Raw genomic sequence first — 17,095 nt, 5'->3', positions numbered from 1 at the left:
CGCCCCCCATGGGGCGCAGACTAGCCCTCGCGCTCGACCGAGCCGCCGTAGCCGTCGGTGCCCGAAGCGCCGGCGGCCGAACCGAGACGGTCCAGCGGCATGGTGTTGGTCGAAGGCGTGGGCGTGAACGCAACCGGCATCGACTTGACCCCGCCGATGAAGTTCGAACGGAGATAGGAGACCTCACCATCGAGGTGGATGTCGGGCAAGCGTTCGGCGATGCCCTTGAACATCAAGGCGATCTCCATCTTCGCGAGGTTGGAGCCGAGGCAGAAGTGCGGGCCGCCGCCACCGAACCCCACGTGGTCGTTGGGGCTGCGGGTGATGTCGAAGGTCCACGGGTCGTCGAAGGCACGGGGATCGCGGTTGGCGGCGATGTGCCACATCACGATCTTGTCGTTCTCCTTGATCTGCACCCCACCGATCTCGTAGTCCTGCATGGCCTGACGCCGGAAGTTGAGCACGGGGGTGGCCCAGCGCACGACCTCGTCGACCATCGTGTCGGCGTACTTGTCGGGATCGCTCTTGTAGAGCTCCCACTGATCGGGAAACTCGAAGAAGCCGTGCATGCCGCGGGTGATCGAGTTGCGGGTGGTCTCGTTGCCGGCCACACACAGCAGCAGGAAGAACATGTCGAACTCGACCTCGTCGAGCGCCTCGCCGTCGACATTGGCCGACAGCAGCGTGGTGATGATGTCGTCGGCCGGCTTGTCGCGGCGATCGTTCTGCAGCGCGTTCGAGTAGGCGAACAGCTCCCCGAAGGCGCCCATGACCTCGTCCTCGCTCGCCGCGAAGTCGGGGTCGTCGGCACCGATCATCGAGTTGGTCCAGTCGAAGATCTTCGACCGGTCCTCGAGCGGGATACCGACCATCTCGGCGATCGCCTGGAGTGGGAGCTCGGCCGAGAGCTCGGTGACGAACTCGGCCGTGCCGCGCTCGCTCACCCGATCGATGATCATCTGGGTGCGGTTGTGGAGGTAGTCCTCGAGCAGGTTGATCATGCGCGGCGTGAAACCACGGCTCACGATGCGGCGGTAGCGCGTGTGCTTCGGTGGATCCATCGACAGCATCAGCGAGTCGTTCTGGAAGCTGTCGATGTCGTCGCCGCGCACCCGCTCCTGCATCTGGGTGCCGCCCTTGTTCGACGAGAAGATCTCGGCCTGACGGTTGATCTCCTTCAAGTGCGCGAGGCGGGTGATCGCCCAGAAGCCGGGCCCCTTGTCGCCCTCGTCGATCCAGTGGATTCCCGGCTCGGTCTCGCGAAGCTGCTCGAGCATCGCGTGATGCTCCTGGCGCTGGAACGCGTCCATGTCCCAGAGATCGACTCCCTCGAAACCTTGGTGTTCAACCGTCGACATGTCGGACTTCTCCTCAGAAAGCTTCCCTGGAAGATAACCGCAGAACGGCGACGATGGAAGTCAGGTCGGCACGCGATTTCGGATCGGCACGCCGATGGTCGGCTCGGGGCCGACGTAGCGGGCGCTGGGTCGAACGATCTTGCCCACGCCGTGCTGTTCGATGAGATGGGCCGACCAGCCGATCGCCCGGCTGACGGAGAACGTCGGAGTGAACATCGCGCGGGGCAGGCCCGCCAGCTCGAGCACCACCGACGCCCAGTACTCGACGTTGGTCACGATCCGCGGCTCGGGCTTCCACTCGGCGAGCACGGCCAGAATCTCCGTCTCCATGCCGGCGGCTCGCTCGACCAGATCACCGCCGAGACGCTCGGCTGCCTCGCGCAACACGACACCCCGCGGGTCCTCGGCGCGGTACACCGCGTGACCGAAGCCCATGATCTTCTCGCCGGCATCGAGTCGGGCACGAACCCAGTCGGCCGCCCGATCGGGGGCGCCGATCTCCTCGATCATCTGGATGCACCGACTGGGGGCACCGCCGTGGAGCGGCCCGGTGAGCGCCCCGACCGCGGCGACCAGGGCACCGGCCATGTCGGCCCCGGTGCTGGCGACGACACGACCGGTGAAGGTCGACGCATTGAAGCCATGGTCGACGGTGGCGACGAGGTACTGCTCGACGGCGCGAGCTGCGGCCGGGTCGGGTACCCGCCCGGTGGCCATCCGCAGGTAGTCGGCCGCGTGACCCATCGTCGGATCCGGGGCGACCGGATCCTCTCCCTGCCGCACTCGTTGGTGACGGGCGAGAATCGTCGGCACGACGGCCACCAGCCGCCGGGCGTCGTCGTGCAGTTGATCGAGCGAACGATCGAGCATCGAACCCCGGCCCTCGACGTCGCCGAGCGCCAACAGGCCGACGCGCAGTGTCACCATGGGGTCGGCGACCCGTTCGGCGGTGGCATCGACGAGCGCGGCCACCGGCTCGGGCAGCCAGCGGTGGGCACCCGCTTCCACCGTCACGGCCTCGGTCGGGAGGGCTCCTCGCAACTGGAGTGTCCACACGTCCTCGAGCGAGGCGTGGCGGGCCAGTTCGGCTGCGTCGTACTGGCGGTAGTGGAAGAAGCCTTCCTGGCCACGGACATCGCCGAGCATGGTGTCGGCGACGGCCAGACCCTTGAGGCCGGGTGGGGCAGTGTTGGGAGAACCAGTGTCGGGTGTTGTCATGCCTCCAAACTGCGCCTTTCCGAGTACATTGACAACATTGATCGGGTCAACATTGATTCCATCAACCTACGGAGCCCCACCCGATGAACGCGACCGACGAACGAATCAGCGCGGCGGAGGCGGCATCCCGACTCGGGGTGAAGCGCGAGACGATCTACGCCTACGTGAGTCGCGGTCTCCTGCACTCCGAACGTCACCTCGACGGGAAGTCGTCGACGTTCGACCCCGCCGAGATCGACCGCTTCCGCCGCCGCAAGGCCGACGACCGCCCGGGTCGGCTCGAGGTCCCGATCTCCTCCGGCATCACCGACGTGGTCGACGGGTCGGTGCGCTACCGCGATCACGGGCTCGACGACCTCGTCGCCGCCGGCCACTCCTATGAGTCCGTGGCCGAGCTGCTGTGGGGAGGCGAGTTGACCGCGGCCGAGCCGTGGACGTCGGACCGCGCCGTCGCCACGGCCGTTCGGCGAGCGGCCCGCGCTCTTCCCGCCCACGCCACCCCCACCGATCGGATGATGGCCGGCGTGGTCGCGGCCGGTGCCGCCGACCCCTTTCGCGACGACCGTTCGACCGAGGGTGCGGTCACCACCGGTCGACGACTGATCCGGGCGATCGTCGACTCGCTGCCCACCGACCACGAGGTCGAGAGCGATCGCATCGCCGAGCGACTCTGGGTGCGCCTCACCACCGCCGACCCCGATCAATGGCCGGTTCTCGAGACCGCCCTGGTGATCCTGGCCGACCACGGCATGGCCACGTCCACGCTGGCCGCCCGTCTCGCCGCGTCCACCCGGGCGGCGCCGCACGCGGTGCTCCTCGCCGGGCTCGGTCCGCTGGCCGGGCCCCTCCACGGCGCCGCCAGCAAGACGGTGCACATGATGTTCGAGGACGCCGAGGCCAACGGCCCGGACGCGGCGATCGCCGAGGTGATGCGGCGCGACGGCCGGGTCCCCGGCATCGGTCACTTCATCCACCGCACGCGCGACCCGCGTCACGATCTTCTCTTCGATGCACTCGGCGAGGCATCCGTCGACACGACGGTCGGGGAGGACCGGATGGACGTCGTGGCGTCGGTCGTCGCCCGCACGAGCGAGCGGATCACCGCGGCCCCCAACGTCGACCTGGCGCTCGGGGCGATGACCTACATCACCGGCATGGGGCCCGACGCGGGTGAGGTCGTGTTCGCGATCGCCCGCACCGCGGGATGGCTCGCCCACGCCCTCGAGGAGTACGACGAGAGTCCGATCCGGTTCCGGCCGGTGGGCCGCTACGTGGCCCGGCCCCGCTGACGGCTCACGCCGCTAGTCATCGTCGACGATCACGAAGATCCCCAGACCGAAGAAGAAGTAGTCGATGTCGGCGTTGGCCGATGGTGAGCTGAAGGCGACGATGCCCCACTCCCCCAGCCAAGCCGGCGGCTCGTCGACCGTGTCGCCGTAGACCGTGATGTCCACCGTGGTCGAGGTCTCTCCGGGTGCGAACGTCGCGGTGCCGCTCGCCGCCGCGAAGTCGATTCCCTCCGTCGCGATACCGGGGGCGCCGGTGTCCCCGGTGGCCCACTCGACGGTCACCTCCTGCGACACCGGGTCACTGAGGGTCAGCGGCACGGAGACGACCTGCGAACCCGCGTCGCCCTCCCAGAAGGCGACGATGCCCGGCGCGATGGTCGGCCGGACGTCGATGGCCCAGTCGAACTCGACGGTGTCGGTGTCGGTGCCGTCGTCGGTGGTCACCGTCACCGAGAAGTCGCCGGATTCGGTCACCGTGCCCGAGATCACGCCCGTCGACGGGTGGATCGAGGTGCCGGTGGGCAGGCCGACGGCCGAGAAGGTGAACGGATCACCGTCGGGATCGGTCGCCCCGATCGCCAGGTTCACGGCATCGCCGACGGTCGAGACCTGGTCGTCGACCGGCATCAGCACCGGCGCGTTGTTCGGGACCGGATCGATCGTGATGGTGACCTCGTCGTAGTACGACGGATCGGCGGCGAGGGTGGCCCGCACGGTCACGTCACCTCCGGCCGGCACCGAGCTCGGCGCGATGAACAGACCACCGGCGGTGATGGTCCCGACGGTGGCGTTGCCGCCGACGACCCCGTCGACGGACCAGGTCACCGCCGAGGGCGCGTTGGCGACGGCGGCGCTCAGGCTCGCCGACGTGCCGGCGATGAGCGAGGCCGGCGCTCCGGAGATCTGCACCGACGGGGTCGGTACCTCGCCGACGTCGATCGACACGGCCGCCCTCGTGGGGTTGAGGGGGTAGGCACTCGAGTTGTCGAGGGCCACGTACTCGAAGCTGTCGGACCCGACATGGCCCGGGTCGGGCGTGTAGGTGACCGAGGCCGACGAGAACTTCGTGCCGGTCGCGACGTTGAGCGATCCGTGCGCCGGCGGGGTGACCACCCGGAACCGACGAGACCCGGGTGACCCGAACGACTCGCTCGACAGCGAGATGGCGACCGGCGCACCCTCGAGCGTCTCGACCGACTCGACCGGTCGCGCGTTGTAGCCGGGGATCACCGACGATGTCTCGGAGAAGCCGATCTGATTGTTGGACTCGTCGGATTCGAGAATGCGATTGTGCGGGTCGGCCTCGTTGGCCAGGTAGTAGATGCCGGGTGCGGTGTCGCTCACGTCGACCCACTGGAAGGTGAGGTAGGCGCCATAGACGTCGCGCCACCCGTTGCTCACGCCCATCACGAGATCGGTCGTGTTGGGATTGTTGCTGTCGCAGAACTGGGTGACCGAGCCCGTGTAGGTCCGGCCGGGTCGCGGCCCGCTCCAGTCCTCGGCCTCGGCGTGTTCGATGTCGTACAGGCAGAACCCGACCTTCTGGCCGGGCGCGGCCTCGGCCGTCTGCGACTGGTTCCACAGCGAGTAGCGGCCCACCTCCATGAGGTGGAAGTGGTTGTGACTGTCGGCCGTCTCGTACTGCACGGTCGGCGTGCCGACCACGTTCCAGTTGCCGTTGGTGTCGAGCGCCCGCTGATGCACGGCGGCACTGTTCGAGGAGTTGGTGATCTGCGGATTGCCCGACACCCGCAGCGGGCCCTGGCCGACATTGGTGACGTAGCCGTCGAAGCGGAGGATGAGCCGGGGGGTGCCCGTGTAGTTGTTTATCTCGACCGATCCGTTGGGGTCGGGCTGGTCCGAGATCAGATCGGGCAGGAGGATCGTGGCGGCGCCGGCCGGCGACGCGGCCAGCGGCAGCGAGAGCAGTCCGGCGGTGGCGACCAACGCGACGAGGCGGCGCGACGGGCGGGCCAGGCGAACGCCACGCCCGAGAGCCAACGCCAGCAGGAGCGCGACAGTGGCGAGCACCACGAACGACAACGGCAGACCCCCACCGCCGGCGGTCGAGTCGAGCGCGTCCGCGGCGCGTTCGGCGGCGGCGAGTTGGTCGGGATCGTGGTGGGCTGCGGCCGGCGAGGCCACTGCGACCACCGCGCCGATGACCGCCAGCACCATGACCGTCAGCTTGCGACCGGGGCGTTCGCCGAGTGGACGGCGGTTGGGTCGGGTGGGGAAACCGGGCATTGCTCACTCCGAGTGGTCGACCGAGGGGCCGGTTTCGCTGTGGCTTCTCTTCGGCGCCGCGACCAGGCCTGCCGAAGGATCATCGCCTCCCCGCGAGCGGAGAGTACGGGGTGCTTCTCGTGCTGTCGACCCCTCGGTGGCCCGGTGGGACCGACGCTCAGTGAGCGCCCGTGTCCGTGCCGGTCTCGGTGTCGGCGCCCAGCAACTGCTCGACGGCCATCGACGGGGTGACGTCACCGGCCAGCACCGCGCGCTCGATGGCCGGGCGACGGGCGACGACCGCGGGGTCGGTCTCGAACCGGCCGACGAGCCGGTCGACGAGCATCGCGTTCATCCACTCGAGCTGTTGCGTCCGCCGCCGCTCATCGCGCTCGCCCGAGGCGGAGAGCGTGCGGCGATGCAGCTCGATCTGTTCCCACAGCTCGTCGAGTCCGGCGCCGGTCAGGCCCGAGCAGGTGAGCACCGGCGGCGTCCAGTTTTCGCTGGCCGGCTGAAGGAGATGAAGGGCCCGTCGATAGTCACCGGCGGCCAACGCGGCCCGGTCCGCGTTGTCACCGTCGGCCTTGTTCACCGCGAGCAGGTCGGCGAGCTCGAGCACGCCCTTCTTGATGCCCTGGAGTTCGTCGCCCGCGCCGGCGAGCATCAACACGACGAAGATGTCGACCATTCCGTGCACCACGGTCTCGGACTGCCCGACGCCCACCGTCTCGACCAGCACGACGTCGTAGCCGGCGGCCTCGAGCACCAGCATCGATTCGCGGGTGGCCCGGGTGACGCCACCGAGGGTGCCGGCCGATGGCGAGGGCCGGATGAACGCCCGGTCGTCGACCGCGAGCGCGGCCATCCGGGTCTTGTCACCGAGGATCGACCCACCGGTGCGCGAGCTCGACGGGTCCACGGCGAGCACGGCCACGCGGTGGCCCTTCGCGGTGAGCGAGGTGCCGAGCGACTCGATGAACGTGGACTTGCCCACCCCGGGCACGCCGGTGATGCCGACCCGGTGCGCGGCCCCGGTGTGTGGGAGCAATCGAGTCAGCAGCGCGCCGGCCCGCTCTCGATGGTCGGGCCGCGTCGACTCGACGAGCGTGATGGCCCGTCCGATGGCCGTGCGGTCGCCGGCCAACACCCCCCCGGCCAGTTCGGTGTCCATTTCCTCTGCCATCGCCGCCGACGTTACCGTCTCCGCCATGGCCCACGAACGAGCAGAGATCGAAGCAACCATCCAGCGCTACCTCGAGCTGCGGCGTGCCGCGATCGCAGGCACGATCCCGTGGAGTGAGCTCAGCGAGGTGTTCACCGAGGACGCGGTGTTCGTCGACTCGATGTGGGGACGCCACGAGGGGGTCGACGCCCTCGTCGAGTTCCTCGACAGCTCGATGGCCGGACTCGCCACGTGGGACTTTCCCCATTTCTGGGAAGCCATCGACGGCGACCGCGTGTTCCTGCGCTGGAGCAACCGACTGCCCGGCGAACTGGAGGACGGCTCACCGATCGACAACTTCGGCATGTCGTACTTGGAGTACGCGGGCGACGGGAAGTTCTCCTACGAGGAGGACATGTACTCCGAGAGCCACCTGATGCAGGCGATGCGTCAGTCCACCTGGCAGCCCGGCGCCGACATGGTCGGCCCGCCCGCCGAGAGGGATTGGGTCTAGCTTTCGGGTGGGGCCCGGCCGGGTCCCGCGAGCAGGAGGAGGCCGCGATGCTGCTCGCGGCGACAACGAGCGATCAGGTGATTGCGGCGACCACGGTCGTTGTCGGCGTGGCGTTTGCCTTCGCGGTGAACCGTGCGGTGCGCGCCGCGGGTCGTCGTACGAAGACACAGGGCACCGCCATGACGGTCGCGGGCCGGGTGCTCAGCATCCTGATCCTTGCGATAGCCACCTTCACCGCGCTCAGCCAGCTGGGCGTCCAGATCGGCCCGCTGCTCGGGGCGCTCGGCATCGGCGGCGCGGTCGTCGCTCTCAGCCTTCAGCCGGTGCTCGGGAACCTGGTCGGCGCAGCGATGATCCATGCGCGACGGCCGATCCGGCCTGGCGACCAGATCGACAGCAACGGAGTGACCGGTACCGTGCTCGACGTCAATGGCCGCGCGGTCGTGATCCTCACCCATGACGGCACGACGGCGTATGTGCCGAACTTGAAGATTCTCGACGAACCACTCGAGAACTTCACCCGCGACCCATCGCGACGGACCTGCCTCGCGGTCGAGGTCGACTACCGCACCGATCTTCGCCAGGCCCAACAGGTGCTGACGCGTGCGGTCGCCGGCGTGGAGGGTGTCGATCTCCCGGTGGCTGCCCTCGTCCGGTCGTTCGAGGCCTCCGGCGTGCTCATGGAGCTGCGCTTCTGGCATCCGTCCGAGGAGCTCGAGGCCTCGTGGATCGTCAGCGAAGTGGCGATCGCCGCTCGCGAGGCGCTCGCCGACGTCGGCATCGACATCGCGTTCCCGCAGACGGTGGTCCACGTGGCCGACGACAGCCCGGCGCTACCGATCACCCGACCGGACATCACCGACAGCAGGGAGGACCCCCCTGGGGAGAAACGGGTCTAACTTTCGGGCATGATCCGCCACACCGTGTTGCTCACGTTCGACGGCGTCGAGGAGTCGCTCGTGCAGACCGTCATCGACGAACTCGAGCGCCTGCCGGGCCTCATCCCCGAGATCCGCTCCTACAGCGTCGGTCGCGACCTCGGCCTCGGGCCCGGCACCGCGACCCTCGTGATCGCGGCCGATTTCGATTCGGTCGATGGCTACGAGACGTACTCCGGGCACCCCGAGCACGTGCGGGTGCTCGACGACCACATCCGTCCTCACGTCACGGCGTTGACCCGAGCCCAGATCGAGCTCGACGGCTAGAGAAGGTCGAGCAGTTCGAGCGCGGCGTCGGGGATCACGGTGCCGGGCGGGTAGACGGCCACCGCGCCCATCTCGAGCAGGGTGGGCACGTCGTCGGGAGGGATGACCCCGCCGACGGTGATCCTGATGTCGCTGCGGCCGAGCTTGGCCAGCTCGTCGCGGAGCTCGGGCACCAGGGTGAGATGGCCGGCCGCGAGCGACGAGGCGCCGACCACGTGGACGTCGGCCTCGACGGCCTGCCGGGCGACTTCGCCGGGGGTCTGGAAGAGCGGGCCGATGTCGACGTCGAAGCCGAGGTCGGCGAACGCCGTGGCGATCACCTTCTGGCCGCGATCGTGGCCGTCCTGGCCCATCTTGGCGATGAGGATGCGCGGTCGGCGACCGTTCGCCTCGGCGAACGCGTCGACCCTGGCTCGCACCGCGGTCACGGAATCGGCGTCGGCTCCCACTTCGGTTCGATACACCCCTTCGATGGTTCGGATCGTGGCGACGTGACGACCGTAGACCTTCTCGAGGGCATCGCTGATCTCTCCGACGGTGGCCTTCTCGCGAGCGGCGTCGATCGCCAGGGCCAGCAGGTTGCCGGTGCCGTCCTCGGCTGCACCGGTGAGCGCAGCGAGGGCGGACTCGACGGCGTCGTCGTCGCGCTCGGCCCGGAGCTGTTCGAGCTTCGCGATCTGCGCGGCGCGCACCTCGGCGTTCTCGATCTTGAGCACCTCGATGTCCTCGTTCTCGTCGAGGCGGTACTTGTTGACGCCGATCACGGCTTGGCGTCCGGAATCGATGCGGGCCTGGGTGCGAGCGGCGGCTTCCTCGATGCGGAGCTTGGGAATGCCGGCCTCGATGGCCGCGGCCATGCCGCCCATCTCCTCGACCTCGGTGATGTGGTCCCACGCCTTCTTGGCGAGCTCGTTGGTGAGCCGCTCGACGTGGTGGCTGCCGCCCCACGGGTCGACCGTGCGGGTGGTGCCGCTCTCCTGCTGGAGGAACAGCTGGGTGTTGCGGGCGATGCGGGCCGAGAAGTCGGTCGGCAGGGCGAGCGCCTCGTCGAGCGCGTTGGTGTGCAGCGACTGCGTGTGGCCCTGGGTGGCGGCCATCGCCTCGACGCAGGTGCGCACGACGTTGTTGTAGACGTCCTGGGCGGTGAGGGACCAGCCGCTGGTCTGGCTGTGGGTGCGCAGCGAGAGCGACTTGGGGTTCTGCGGCTCGAACTGCTTCATCAGCTTCGCCCACAGGAGGCGGGCGGCGCGGAGCTTGGCGACCTCCATGAAGAAGTTCATGCCGATGGCCCAGAAGAAGCTCAGCCGGGGCGCGAACGCATCGACGTCGAGTCCGGCTTCGATGCCGGCCCGCACGTATTCGACGCCGTCGGCCAGCGTGTAGGCGAGCTCGAGGTCGGCGGTCGCGCCGGCCTCCTGCATGTGGTAGCCGGAGATCGAGATCGAGTTGAACTTCGGCATCTCCTCGCTGGTGAACGCGAAGATGTCGGAGATGATCCGCATGCTCGGGGTCGGCGGGTAGATGTAGGTGTTGCGGACCATGAACTCCTTGAGGATGTCGTTCTGGATGGTCCCGGCCAGCTGCGCCGGCTTCACCCCCTGTTCCTCGGCGGCCACCACGTAGAGCGCCAGCACCGGCAGCACCGCGCCGTTCATGGTCATCGACACGCTCATCTCGTCGAGCGGGATGCCGTCGAAGAGTTGGCGCATGTCGAGGATGGAGTCGATGGCCACACCGGCCATGCCGACGTCGCCCGACACGCGGGGGTTGTCGGAGTCGTAGCCGCGATGGGTCGCGAGATCGAAGGCGACCGACAGTCCCTTCTGACCGGCGGCGAGGTTGCGGCGGTAGAAGGCGTTGGACGCCTCGGCTGTGGAGAAGCCCGCGTACTGGCGGATCGTCCACGGCTGGTTCACGTACATCGTGGGATACGGACCGCGCAGGTAGGGCGGAAGCCCGGGCAGTGTCTCGAGGAAGTCGAGATCGGCGATGTCGGCCGCCGTGGTCACGGCGGGGATGTCGATGCCCTCCGGCGTCTCGTTGACGACGTCGTTCACCGCAGCAGCCGGCACGGCCTCGCCCAGGTCGACGGTCGTGAAGTCGGGAATCACGCTCATGGAGGTCAACCGTACAGTTGGTCCGGCCGTCAGGCCTCGTTGCGAGCGCCGTCGACGTAGAGGGCCGCGCAGCCGAGCACGAACAGGAGCCCACCGAACGCGACCCACCAATCGCGGTCCACCACGCCCAGTACGGCGAAGACGAGCGAGCCGGCGCCGAACGTGATCCAACCGAAGCGGGCGAGGGGCGAGATCACCGGACGGGCGAGGTCCCGACGGCGACGCCGGGAACGGTCCCGTCTGCGTCCGGGCGACGAATCCGCATGTCCTCAGACACCGAGATCGGCGTGAAGGCGGGTGAGGGCGTCGAGCACGTCGACGCCGACGTGCCAGAACTCATCGACGCCGGCGGCCGTCAGTTCGTCGCGCAGGTCGCCGGGCGCACCGGCGAGCGCGACCTTGGTGGCGCCGGCTTCCTTCAGCGCGGTGGCCGTGGCCGCGGCCCGCTCGGCGTAGACCCCGTCGGACGAACAGATCACCGCGACGGTGGCGCCGCTCTCGGCGAACTTCGCTTCGGCTTCGAGCGGCGAATCGGCGCCCGGTGTGTCGCCGCCGTCGACGGCCACCCCGCCGACGGCGAGGAAGTTCGTGATCCAGGTGGAGCGGGCGGTGTGGGTGGCGAGCGGACCGAGGGCGGCGAGGTGCACGGTGGGTCGTCGGCCGGTGGCGGCCAGGACACGATCGGCGCCATCGCGCAGCGCCTCGAACGGGGCGGCGAGTCGGCGGATCGGGAACCCGCCGCCGGGCTTACGGGTGGGCCGGTCGACGACGGTCTCGTCGAGGTTCGGGAACTCGGACACACCGGTGATGGGCGTGCGCCGCGTGCCGAGTGCGTCGAGACGTTCGTTCCACGCGGCGTCGAGGGCGGCGGCGATCGTGCCGTCGGCCAGCGCGGCCTCGATGCCACCGTCGGCCTCGACCTTCTGGAAGATCGCCCAGGCCGCATTGGCGAGCCGGTCGGTCAACGACTCGACGAACCACGAACCGGCCGCCGGGTCGACGACGAGCGCGAGGTGCGACTCCTCGATCAGCAGGAGCTGCGTGTTGCGGGCGACCCGCCGTGAGAACCCGTCGGACTCGCCGATCGCGTCGTCGAAGGGCAACACGGTGACGGCGTCGGCGCCCCCGACGCCGGCCGCGAGGGTGGCCGTGGTGGCCCGCAGCATGTTCACCCACGGGTCGCGGCGGCTGTACATCGCCCGACTCGTGACCGCCTGGATCACCTGGGCGGGGCCGTCGGGCGACACGCCACAGGCATCGAGCACCCGTCGCCACAGACGGCGGGCCGCACGCAGGGTGGCGATGGTGACGAACTGATCGGCGCCCGCGCTCAGGCGGAACCCGATGGTCTGCGCGGCGCCGGCGGGGTCGAGTCCGGCCGCTTCGAGGGCACGGAGGTAGGCGACGCCGGTGGCGATGCTCCACGCCAACTCCTCGGCCTCGGTGGCACCGGCGTCGGCGTAGCGGGTGGAGTCGACCGTGACGGCGCGTCCGTTGGGCAGCGTGGGCGCGAGCTCGGCTGCGGCTCGCATCGCGTCGTCGGTGTCGGCGCCGTCACCCGTGACGCCGGTGCGGGCGGTCTCGCCGATCGGATCGAGACCGAGCCAGGCACCGGCGGTCGCGGCATGGCCGCTCTCGCTGACGAGCGAGTGAAGGGCCCGGGCCGCCGCGACATCGCCATGGGGCGAGAGCACCACGGGGGCCAGATCGAAGAGCACACCCGTCGTCGCCTCGCGCAGCGAGTCGAGCGTCCAGCCCTCGGGTGGCGCAACGAGTTCGACGGAGGTGACACCCCGCTCGAGCTCATCGCACACGAGGCGGGCACAGGCCGCGGGGTCGCGACCGTCGTGGACCTGGCGCACATCCCAGCCGCGATCGAGGCGCACCGGGTCGGCGTCGACGAGCCCGACCCGGGTGGCACCATCGGCCGTGTAGAGCGGCTGGATGTCGAGTCCGTCGCGGGTCTCGCCCACCAGCACCTTCTCGAAGGACTTGCCACGAAGCACCTTCTCGACGGCATCGAGCCACTCGTCGCGATGGGGAGTGGGGAACTCCGCGCCCAGATCCAGATCAGTCATGGCCCGACCGTACCGGCGCCGGGTTCCGGCCGTCGATCTCGGGCGCGCCTGGTAGCGCTGTGCCGTTTGGCACATTGGTGGGGCGGCCGACTATCGTCCGCGGCGGCCGATCCAACGGCCTTGAGCACGTCCCTCTGGAGGGGTCCATGTCGAAGAAACTTCTGATCCGATGGCTGTCAGCCGTCTTGGCGCTGGGCATGCTGGCTGCAGCCTGCGGCAGCGACCGAGACGACGACACCGCCACCGATGCCGGTGACACCACCACGACCGCTGCGGCCCCCGACGAGGGTGACGGCGGCGACGAAGGGGAAGGTGGCGACGACACGACGACCACCGAAGCCGCCCCCGAAACCGACCCCTGCGAGGGCGTGACCCTCGAGGCCACCGACACCGGTGTCACCGAGGACACCATCAAGGTGATCGTGATGGCCGACGTCGACTCTCCGCTCGCCCCCGGCCTCTTCGCCGGATCGCGCGACGGTGTGCTCGCCTGGGCCGATGCGGTCAACGCGAACGGCGGACTCGCCTGTCGCCAGGTCGAAGCCGAATTCCACGACTCGAAGCTCGACGGCACCCAGACCGTTGCCGGCTTCCTCAAGGCCTGCGACTCGGCCCTGGCCCTCGTGGGCACGACCGTGCTGTTCGGCCTCGACACCGCCGACCTCAACAGCTGCCCCAACGCCAACGGCGACCCGATCGGCGTCGCCGACATCGCCTACATCACCACCGAGGTGCCGCACCAGTGCTCGGCCAACAGCTTCCACCTGAGCCGACCCGGCGCAACCTGCCCCTACGAGGGCGGCGACCGCGAGTACACGGTCGCCACCGGCGCCCAGGAGTTCCTCGCCGAATCGCTCGGTGTCGACTTCAACGGCGTCTTCATCGTTCCTGCTGACCTCCCGTCGACGGTCGCTTCGGCCGTTCCCATCACCGAGGGCCAAGCCCAGGCCGGTGTCACCTGGGACGCCATCTTCGGTGCCTCGGGTGCGGCCACCCAGGCCGAGTACGGGCAGTACGTCGCCGCGATCCGTGAGAACGGCTCGAACTACGTCTACAACGGCTCCAACGACCAGGCGATGCTCAAGATGAAGCGCGAAGCCGCGGTGCAGGGCATCGACGTGGACTCGATCACCTGGCTGTGCTCGCTCTCGTGCTACACCCCCGCCTTCATCGAAGAGGGCGGTGCCGATGCCGAGGGCGTCTACGTCTGGATGTTCTTCCTGCCCTTCGAAGAGGCCGACACCAACGAGAACCTCAGTGCGTTCCTCGACGGCATCGGCACGGACTTCCCGCCCGCGTGGGCGGCCGGCGCCTGGATGGACGGTCTGCTCTTCGAGCAGTCGGTGAACCGCATCGTCGACCGCGACGGTCCCAACGGCGTCACTCGCCAATCGCTGCTCGACGAGCTCGCGGCCACCGAGTCCTTCGACGCCGGCGGGTGGGTTTCCCCCGCCGACTTCAGCACCACGAATGCCATCGGCAACTGCTTCGTGCTGTTGCAGGTACAGAACGGCGAATACGTTCGGGTCCAGCCGACCGAGCGGGGCGAGCTCGACTGCTCGTACCCCGGTCGTGCGGTGACGGCGAACCCCGAGACGTTCGAGCTCGACTGAGCCCGACGCCGATGACCGATCAGAACGCGGCAGCCCGGTGAGGTTGCCGCACCTCCGAACGTCGCTCTTGGTCGCGATCGCGGCCGGCCTGGCCCTGGTGCTCTACGTGGGCACCGCGGGCTGGGCCGGCCGCGAGGTCACGGCCGACGGTTTGCTCCAGGCGACCATCATCGGCTTGGCCATCGGTTCGCTCTACGCGGTCTCCGCGGCCGGCCTCGTCGTGGTCTACACGACGACCGGCACATTCAATTTCGCCCACGGCGGTATCGGCGTCTTCTGCGCGTTCGTCTATTGGGAACTCGTGGAGAACCGCGACGCCCTGGGATTGCCCAACTGGCTCGGCCTCCTCATCGTCGTGTTCGTCGTGGCCCCGCTGCTCGGGATCGCCATCGACGTCGTCCTCATGCGGCAGGTGCGCACGCTTCCTCTCGTCGTGCAGCTGATGGTCACCGTCGGCCTGATGGTGTTCCTGCTCACCCTCACCGGCCAGATCTGGCAGGCCGACAAGATCCGCCGGATCGAGTACTTCTGGGCCGGCGAGGGTTTCTCCATCGGCAGCTACAACGTCCTGTGGCACCGCTTCGCGATGATCGTGATCGCCGCGCTGATCGCCGTGCTCCTGCGCCTCCTGCTGTTCCGGACGCGCATCGGTGTCGCCATGCGAGCGGTGGTCGACAATCGCGAACTCACCGCGCTCAACGGCGCCCGACCCGGCGTTCTCTCCGGGTTTGCGTGGGCACTGGGATCGTCGTTGGCCGCGCTGGCCGGGATCCTCATCGCCCCGGAGACGGAGTTCAACGGCACGAATCTCAACAACCTGATGCTGATCGTGGCCATCTCGGCCGCCGCGTTCGGCCAGCTCCGCAGCCTGCCCCTCACGGTGGTGGGGGCACTGCTCATCGGCCTGCTCGAGAGCCACTACGGCCAGTGGGTCAGCCTCGGGGCCGAGTGGCGGTTCGCGAACCGCGGGATCGCACCCATCGTTCTCTTCCTCGTGGTTCTCGCCCTTCCCCAATCACGACTGACGGTCGGACGGGTGAGCTCCAACCTCAGACCCATCGAACGCACGACACGGGTCTGGGAAGGCGCCGTCGGTGCCGTGGCCCTCATCGTGGTCGCCTTCGTGATGGCTCGCGGCCTGTTCCACTTCGTCATCTGGGATCCGGGCGAGTGGAGCGAAGTCAGCCTCAACAACGCCATCGCGGCCATGGTGCTCGCCCTGATCGGCATCTCGCTCGTCCCGCTCACCGGCTGGGCGGGCCAGGTGAACTTCGCACCCCTCGCTTTTGCCGGCTTCGGCGCGTTCCTGTTCCGATGGTTCGCCGAGGACACCGGGAACCTGTGGTGGTTGCCGGTGATCGGCCTGCTCAGCGCACCGTTGGGCGCCCTGGTGGCCCTCTTCGCGGCACGGCTCGAGGGTCTCTACCTCGCGCTGCTCTCGCTCGCGTTCGCGCTCATCATGAGCAACCTGTTCTTCCCTCACCCCAAGGTGTTCCCGCAGGCCCACACCTACACGAACCTCAACTGGGACGTGGGCTTCTTCCGACTCGACTTCGACTCTCGCCTCAGCTTCTTCATGCTCGTGGTCACCGTGTTCGCGATCGGGATGTTCGGACTGATCGTTCTGCGCCGATCGCGCTACGGACGTCGCTGGATGGCGATGCAGGACAGCCAGGCCGCGGCCGCCACCATCGGGGTCAACGTCATGTGGACGAAGGTCATCGTCTACGCCACGTCGGCATCGATCGCCGGGATGGCCGGCGTGTTCTGGGCCGTCAGCAAGACGACCGTCGACCCGATCCGCAACTTCGACCTCCTCCAGGGCCTCACCATCGTGCTGCTCATGGCCGCGGCGGGAATGTCGTTCCCCATCGCCGGCGTGTTCCTCTCGTTCCAGTTCGTCTTCCAGGGGTTGGCCGAACGTCTGGAGGCGACGGGCAACGTGAGTTTCCTCGTCTGGATCCTCGAGGACTTCCTGGCCAAGTTCGGACCGGGTCTGCTGGCCATCGGCATGGTGGTCAACGTCCGCGGGGCGATCTTCGAGATGGGCAAGGGCTTCGCGCCCCTGCTGCCGTGGCGACACGACGCCCGCGAGGAAGCCGCGCGCGAAAAGGAAAAGAAGCGCGTGCCCGAAGTCGGCGGGCTGGGTCTGACCGAACCGTTCACGAGCGAGGCGGTGGTGGCGCTCGACCACACCCTCGGCATCATCGACGACGTGACCCCCACCGGCGGCTACGCCCACGGGGTCGAGGGACACGCCGCGGGTCCCGCAGCGGCCAAGCTGGCAGGCGGCAGCAATGTCTGAGCAAGCAACG

General features: G+C 68.8%; 13 protein-coding genes. 6 read left to right on the top strand and 7 right to left on the bottom strand.

The annotated features are described in order from the left end of the window. Positions 1–20 precede the first annotated feature (20 nt). Positions 21–1,358 (bottom strand): cytochrome P450, encoded by a 1,338-nt coding sequence (locus RIB98_13245; GenBank protein ID MEQ8841940.1) that lies wholly within the window; start codon positions 1,356–1,358, stop codon positions 21–23. 60 nt (positions 1,359–1,418) lie between these two features. Next, on the bottom strand, positions 1,419–2,576 hold the full coding sequence (locus tag RIB98_13240) for a citrate synthase (GenBank protein ID MEQ8841939.1): 1,158 nt from the start codon (positions 2,574–2,576) through the stop codon (positions 1,419–1,421). A gap of 83 nt (positions 2,577–2,659) precedes the next feature. Between RIB98_13240 and RIB98_13235 the strand changes: the two genes are divergently transcribed. Further along, the gene (locus RIB98_13235; GenBank protein ID MEQ8841938.1) at positions 2,660–3,865 is read left to right on the top strand and encodes a citrate synthase; all 1,206 of its coding nucleotides are present in this window, start codon (positions 2,660–2,662) and stop codon (positions 3,863–3,865) included. A gap of 12 nt (positions 3,866–3,877) precedes the next feature. Here RIB98_13235 and RIB98_13230 read toward each other — a convergent pair whose 3' ends face one another. After that, positions 3,878–6,112 carry a lysyl oxidase family protein gene (locus RIB98_13230; GenBank protein ID MEQ8841937.1) on the bottom strand — a complete coding sequence of 745 codons (2,235 nt, stop codon included), beginning with the start codon at positions 6,110–6,112 and terminating at the stop codon, positions 3,878–3,880. 157 nt (positions 6,113–6,269) lie between these two features. Next, a complete protein-coding gene (gene meaB / locus RIB98_13225; GenBank protein ID MEQ8841936.1) occupies positions 6,270–7,274 on the bottom strand; it encodes a methylmalonyl Co-A mutase-associated GTPase MeaB in 1,005 nt (334 codons plus the stop codon). Positions 7,275–7,299: 25 nt separating this feature from the next. Here meaB and RIB98_13220 point away from each other — a divergent pair, with 25 nt between their 5' ends. From RIB98_13220 to RIB98_13210, 3 genes are read left to right on the top strand one after another with little or no spacing between them, the layout of a single operon-like run. Beyond that, complete coding sequence (locus RIB98_13220) at positions 7,300–7,767, top strand: nuclear transport factor 2 family protein (GenBank protein MEQ8841935.1); 468 nt, start codon at positions 7,300–7,302, stop codon at positions 7,765–7,767. Between the two features lie 47 nt (positions 7,768–7,814). Next, positions 7,815–8,666, top strand: coding sequence for a mechanosensitive ion channel family protein (locus tag RIB98_13215; protein MEQ8841934.1), 852 nt, complete (start codon positions 7,815–7,817; stop codon positions 8,664–8,666). Between the two features lie 9 nt (positions 8,667–8,675). Continuing rightward, complete coding sequence (locus RIB98_13210) at positions 8,676–8,972, top strand: Dabb family protein (protein MEQ8841933.1); 297 nt, start codon at positions 8,676–8,678, stop codon at positions 8,970–8,972. On the opposite strand, the gene scpA is transcribed toward RIB98_13210, so the two are convergent. The 3 genes from scpA to RIB98_13195 form a co-directional block, all read right to left on the bottom strand. Then, positions 8,969–11,089 carry a methylmalonyl-CoA mutase gene (gene scpA / locus RIB98_13205; protein ID MEQ8841932.1) on the bottom strand — a complete coding sequence of 707 codons (2,121 nt, stop codon included), beginning with the start codon at positions 11,087–11,089 and terminating at the stop codon, positions 8,969–8,971. The genes RIB98_13210 and scpA overlap by 4 nt on opposite strands. 29 nt (positions 11,090–11,118) lie before the next feature. Beyond that, entirely contained in the window at positions 11,119–11,286 is a 168-nt protein-coding gene (locus tag RIB98_13200; GenBank protein ID MEQ8841931.1) for a hypothetical protein, read from the bottom strand. A 72-nt stretch (positions 11,287–11,358) separates the two neighbouring features. Beyond that, a complete protein-coding gene (locus tag RIB98_13195; protein MEQ8841930.1) occupies positions 11,359–13,167 on the bottom strand; it encodes a methylmalonyl-CoA mutase family protein in 1,809 nt (602 codons plus the stop codon). A gap of 146 nt (positions 13,168–13,313) precedes the next feature. On the opposite strand from RIB98_13195, the gene RIB98_13190 reads away from it, so the two are divergent. Then, complete coding sequence (locus RIB98_13190) at positions 13,314–14,780, top strand: ABC transporter substrate-binding protein (GenBank protein MEQ8841929.1); 1,467 nt, start codon at positions 13,314–13,316, stop codon at positions 14,778–14,780. Between the two features lie 37 nt (positions 14,781–14,817). After that, on the top strand, positions 14,818–17,085 hold the full coding sequence (locus RIB98_13185; GenBank protein MEQ8841928.1) for an ABC transporter permease: 2,268 nt from the start codon (positions 14,818–14,820) through the stop codon (positions 17,083–17,085). The last annotated feature ends 10 nt before the right edge of the window (positions 17,086–17,095 follow it).

This window comes from Acidimicrobiales bacterium (assembly GCA_040219515.1).
In the GTDB taxonomy this organism is placed as follows: Bacteria; Actinomycetota; Acidimicrobiia; order Acidimicrobiales; family Aldehydirespiratoraceae; genus JAJRXC01.
This window is presented reverse-complemented; position numbering and strand designations above follow the sequence as displayed.

Excerpts from the sequence above, each read along its gene's own strand:
- RIB98_13245 (MEQ8841940.1), bottom strand. The coding sequence starts at position 1,358 with ATGTCGACGGTTGAACACCAAGGTTTCGAGGGAGTCGATCTCTGGGAC.
- RIB98_13240 (MEQ8841939.1), bottom strand. The coding sequence starts at position 2,576 with ATGACAACACCCGACACTGGTTCTCCCAACACTGCCCCACCCGGCCTC.
- RIB98_13235 (MEQ8841938.1), top strand. The coding sequence starts at position 2,660 with ATGAACGCGACCGACGAACGAATCAGCGCGGCGGAGGCGGCATCCCGA.
- RIB98_13230 (MEQ8841937.1), bottom strand. The coding sequence starts at position 6,112 with ATGCCCGGTTTCCCCACCCGACCCAACCGCCGTCCACTCGGCGAACGC.
- meaB (MEQ8841936.1), bottom strand. The coding sequence starts at position 7,274 with ATGGCAGAGGAAATGGACACCGAACTGGCCGGGGGGGTGTTGGCCGGC.
- RIB98_13220 (MEQ8841935.1), top strand. The coding sequence starts at position 7,300 with ATGGCCCACGAACGAGCAGAGATCGAAGCAACCATCCAGCGCTACCTC.
- RIB98_13215 (MEQ8841934.1), top strand. The coding sequence starts at position 7,815 with ATGCTGCTCGCGGCGACAACGAGCGATCAGGTGATTGCGGCGACCACG.
- RIB98_13210 (MEQ8841933.1), top strand. The coding sequence starts at position 8,676 with ATGATCCGCCACACCGTGTTGCTCACGTTCGACGGCGTCGAGGAGTCG.
- scpA (MEQ8841932.1), bottom strand. The coding sequence starts at position 11,089 with ATGAGCGTGATTCCCGACTTCACGACCGTCGACCTGGGCGAGGCCGTG.
- RIB98_13195 (MEQ8841930.1), bottom strand. The coding sequence starts at position 13,167 with ATGACTGATCTGGATCTGGGCGCGGAGTTCCCCACTCCCCATCGCGAC.
- RIB98_13190 (MEQ8841929.1), top strand. The coding sequence starts at position 13,314 with ATGTCGAAGAAACTTCTGATCCGATGGCTGTCAGCCGTCTTGGCGCTG.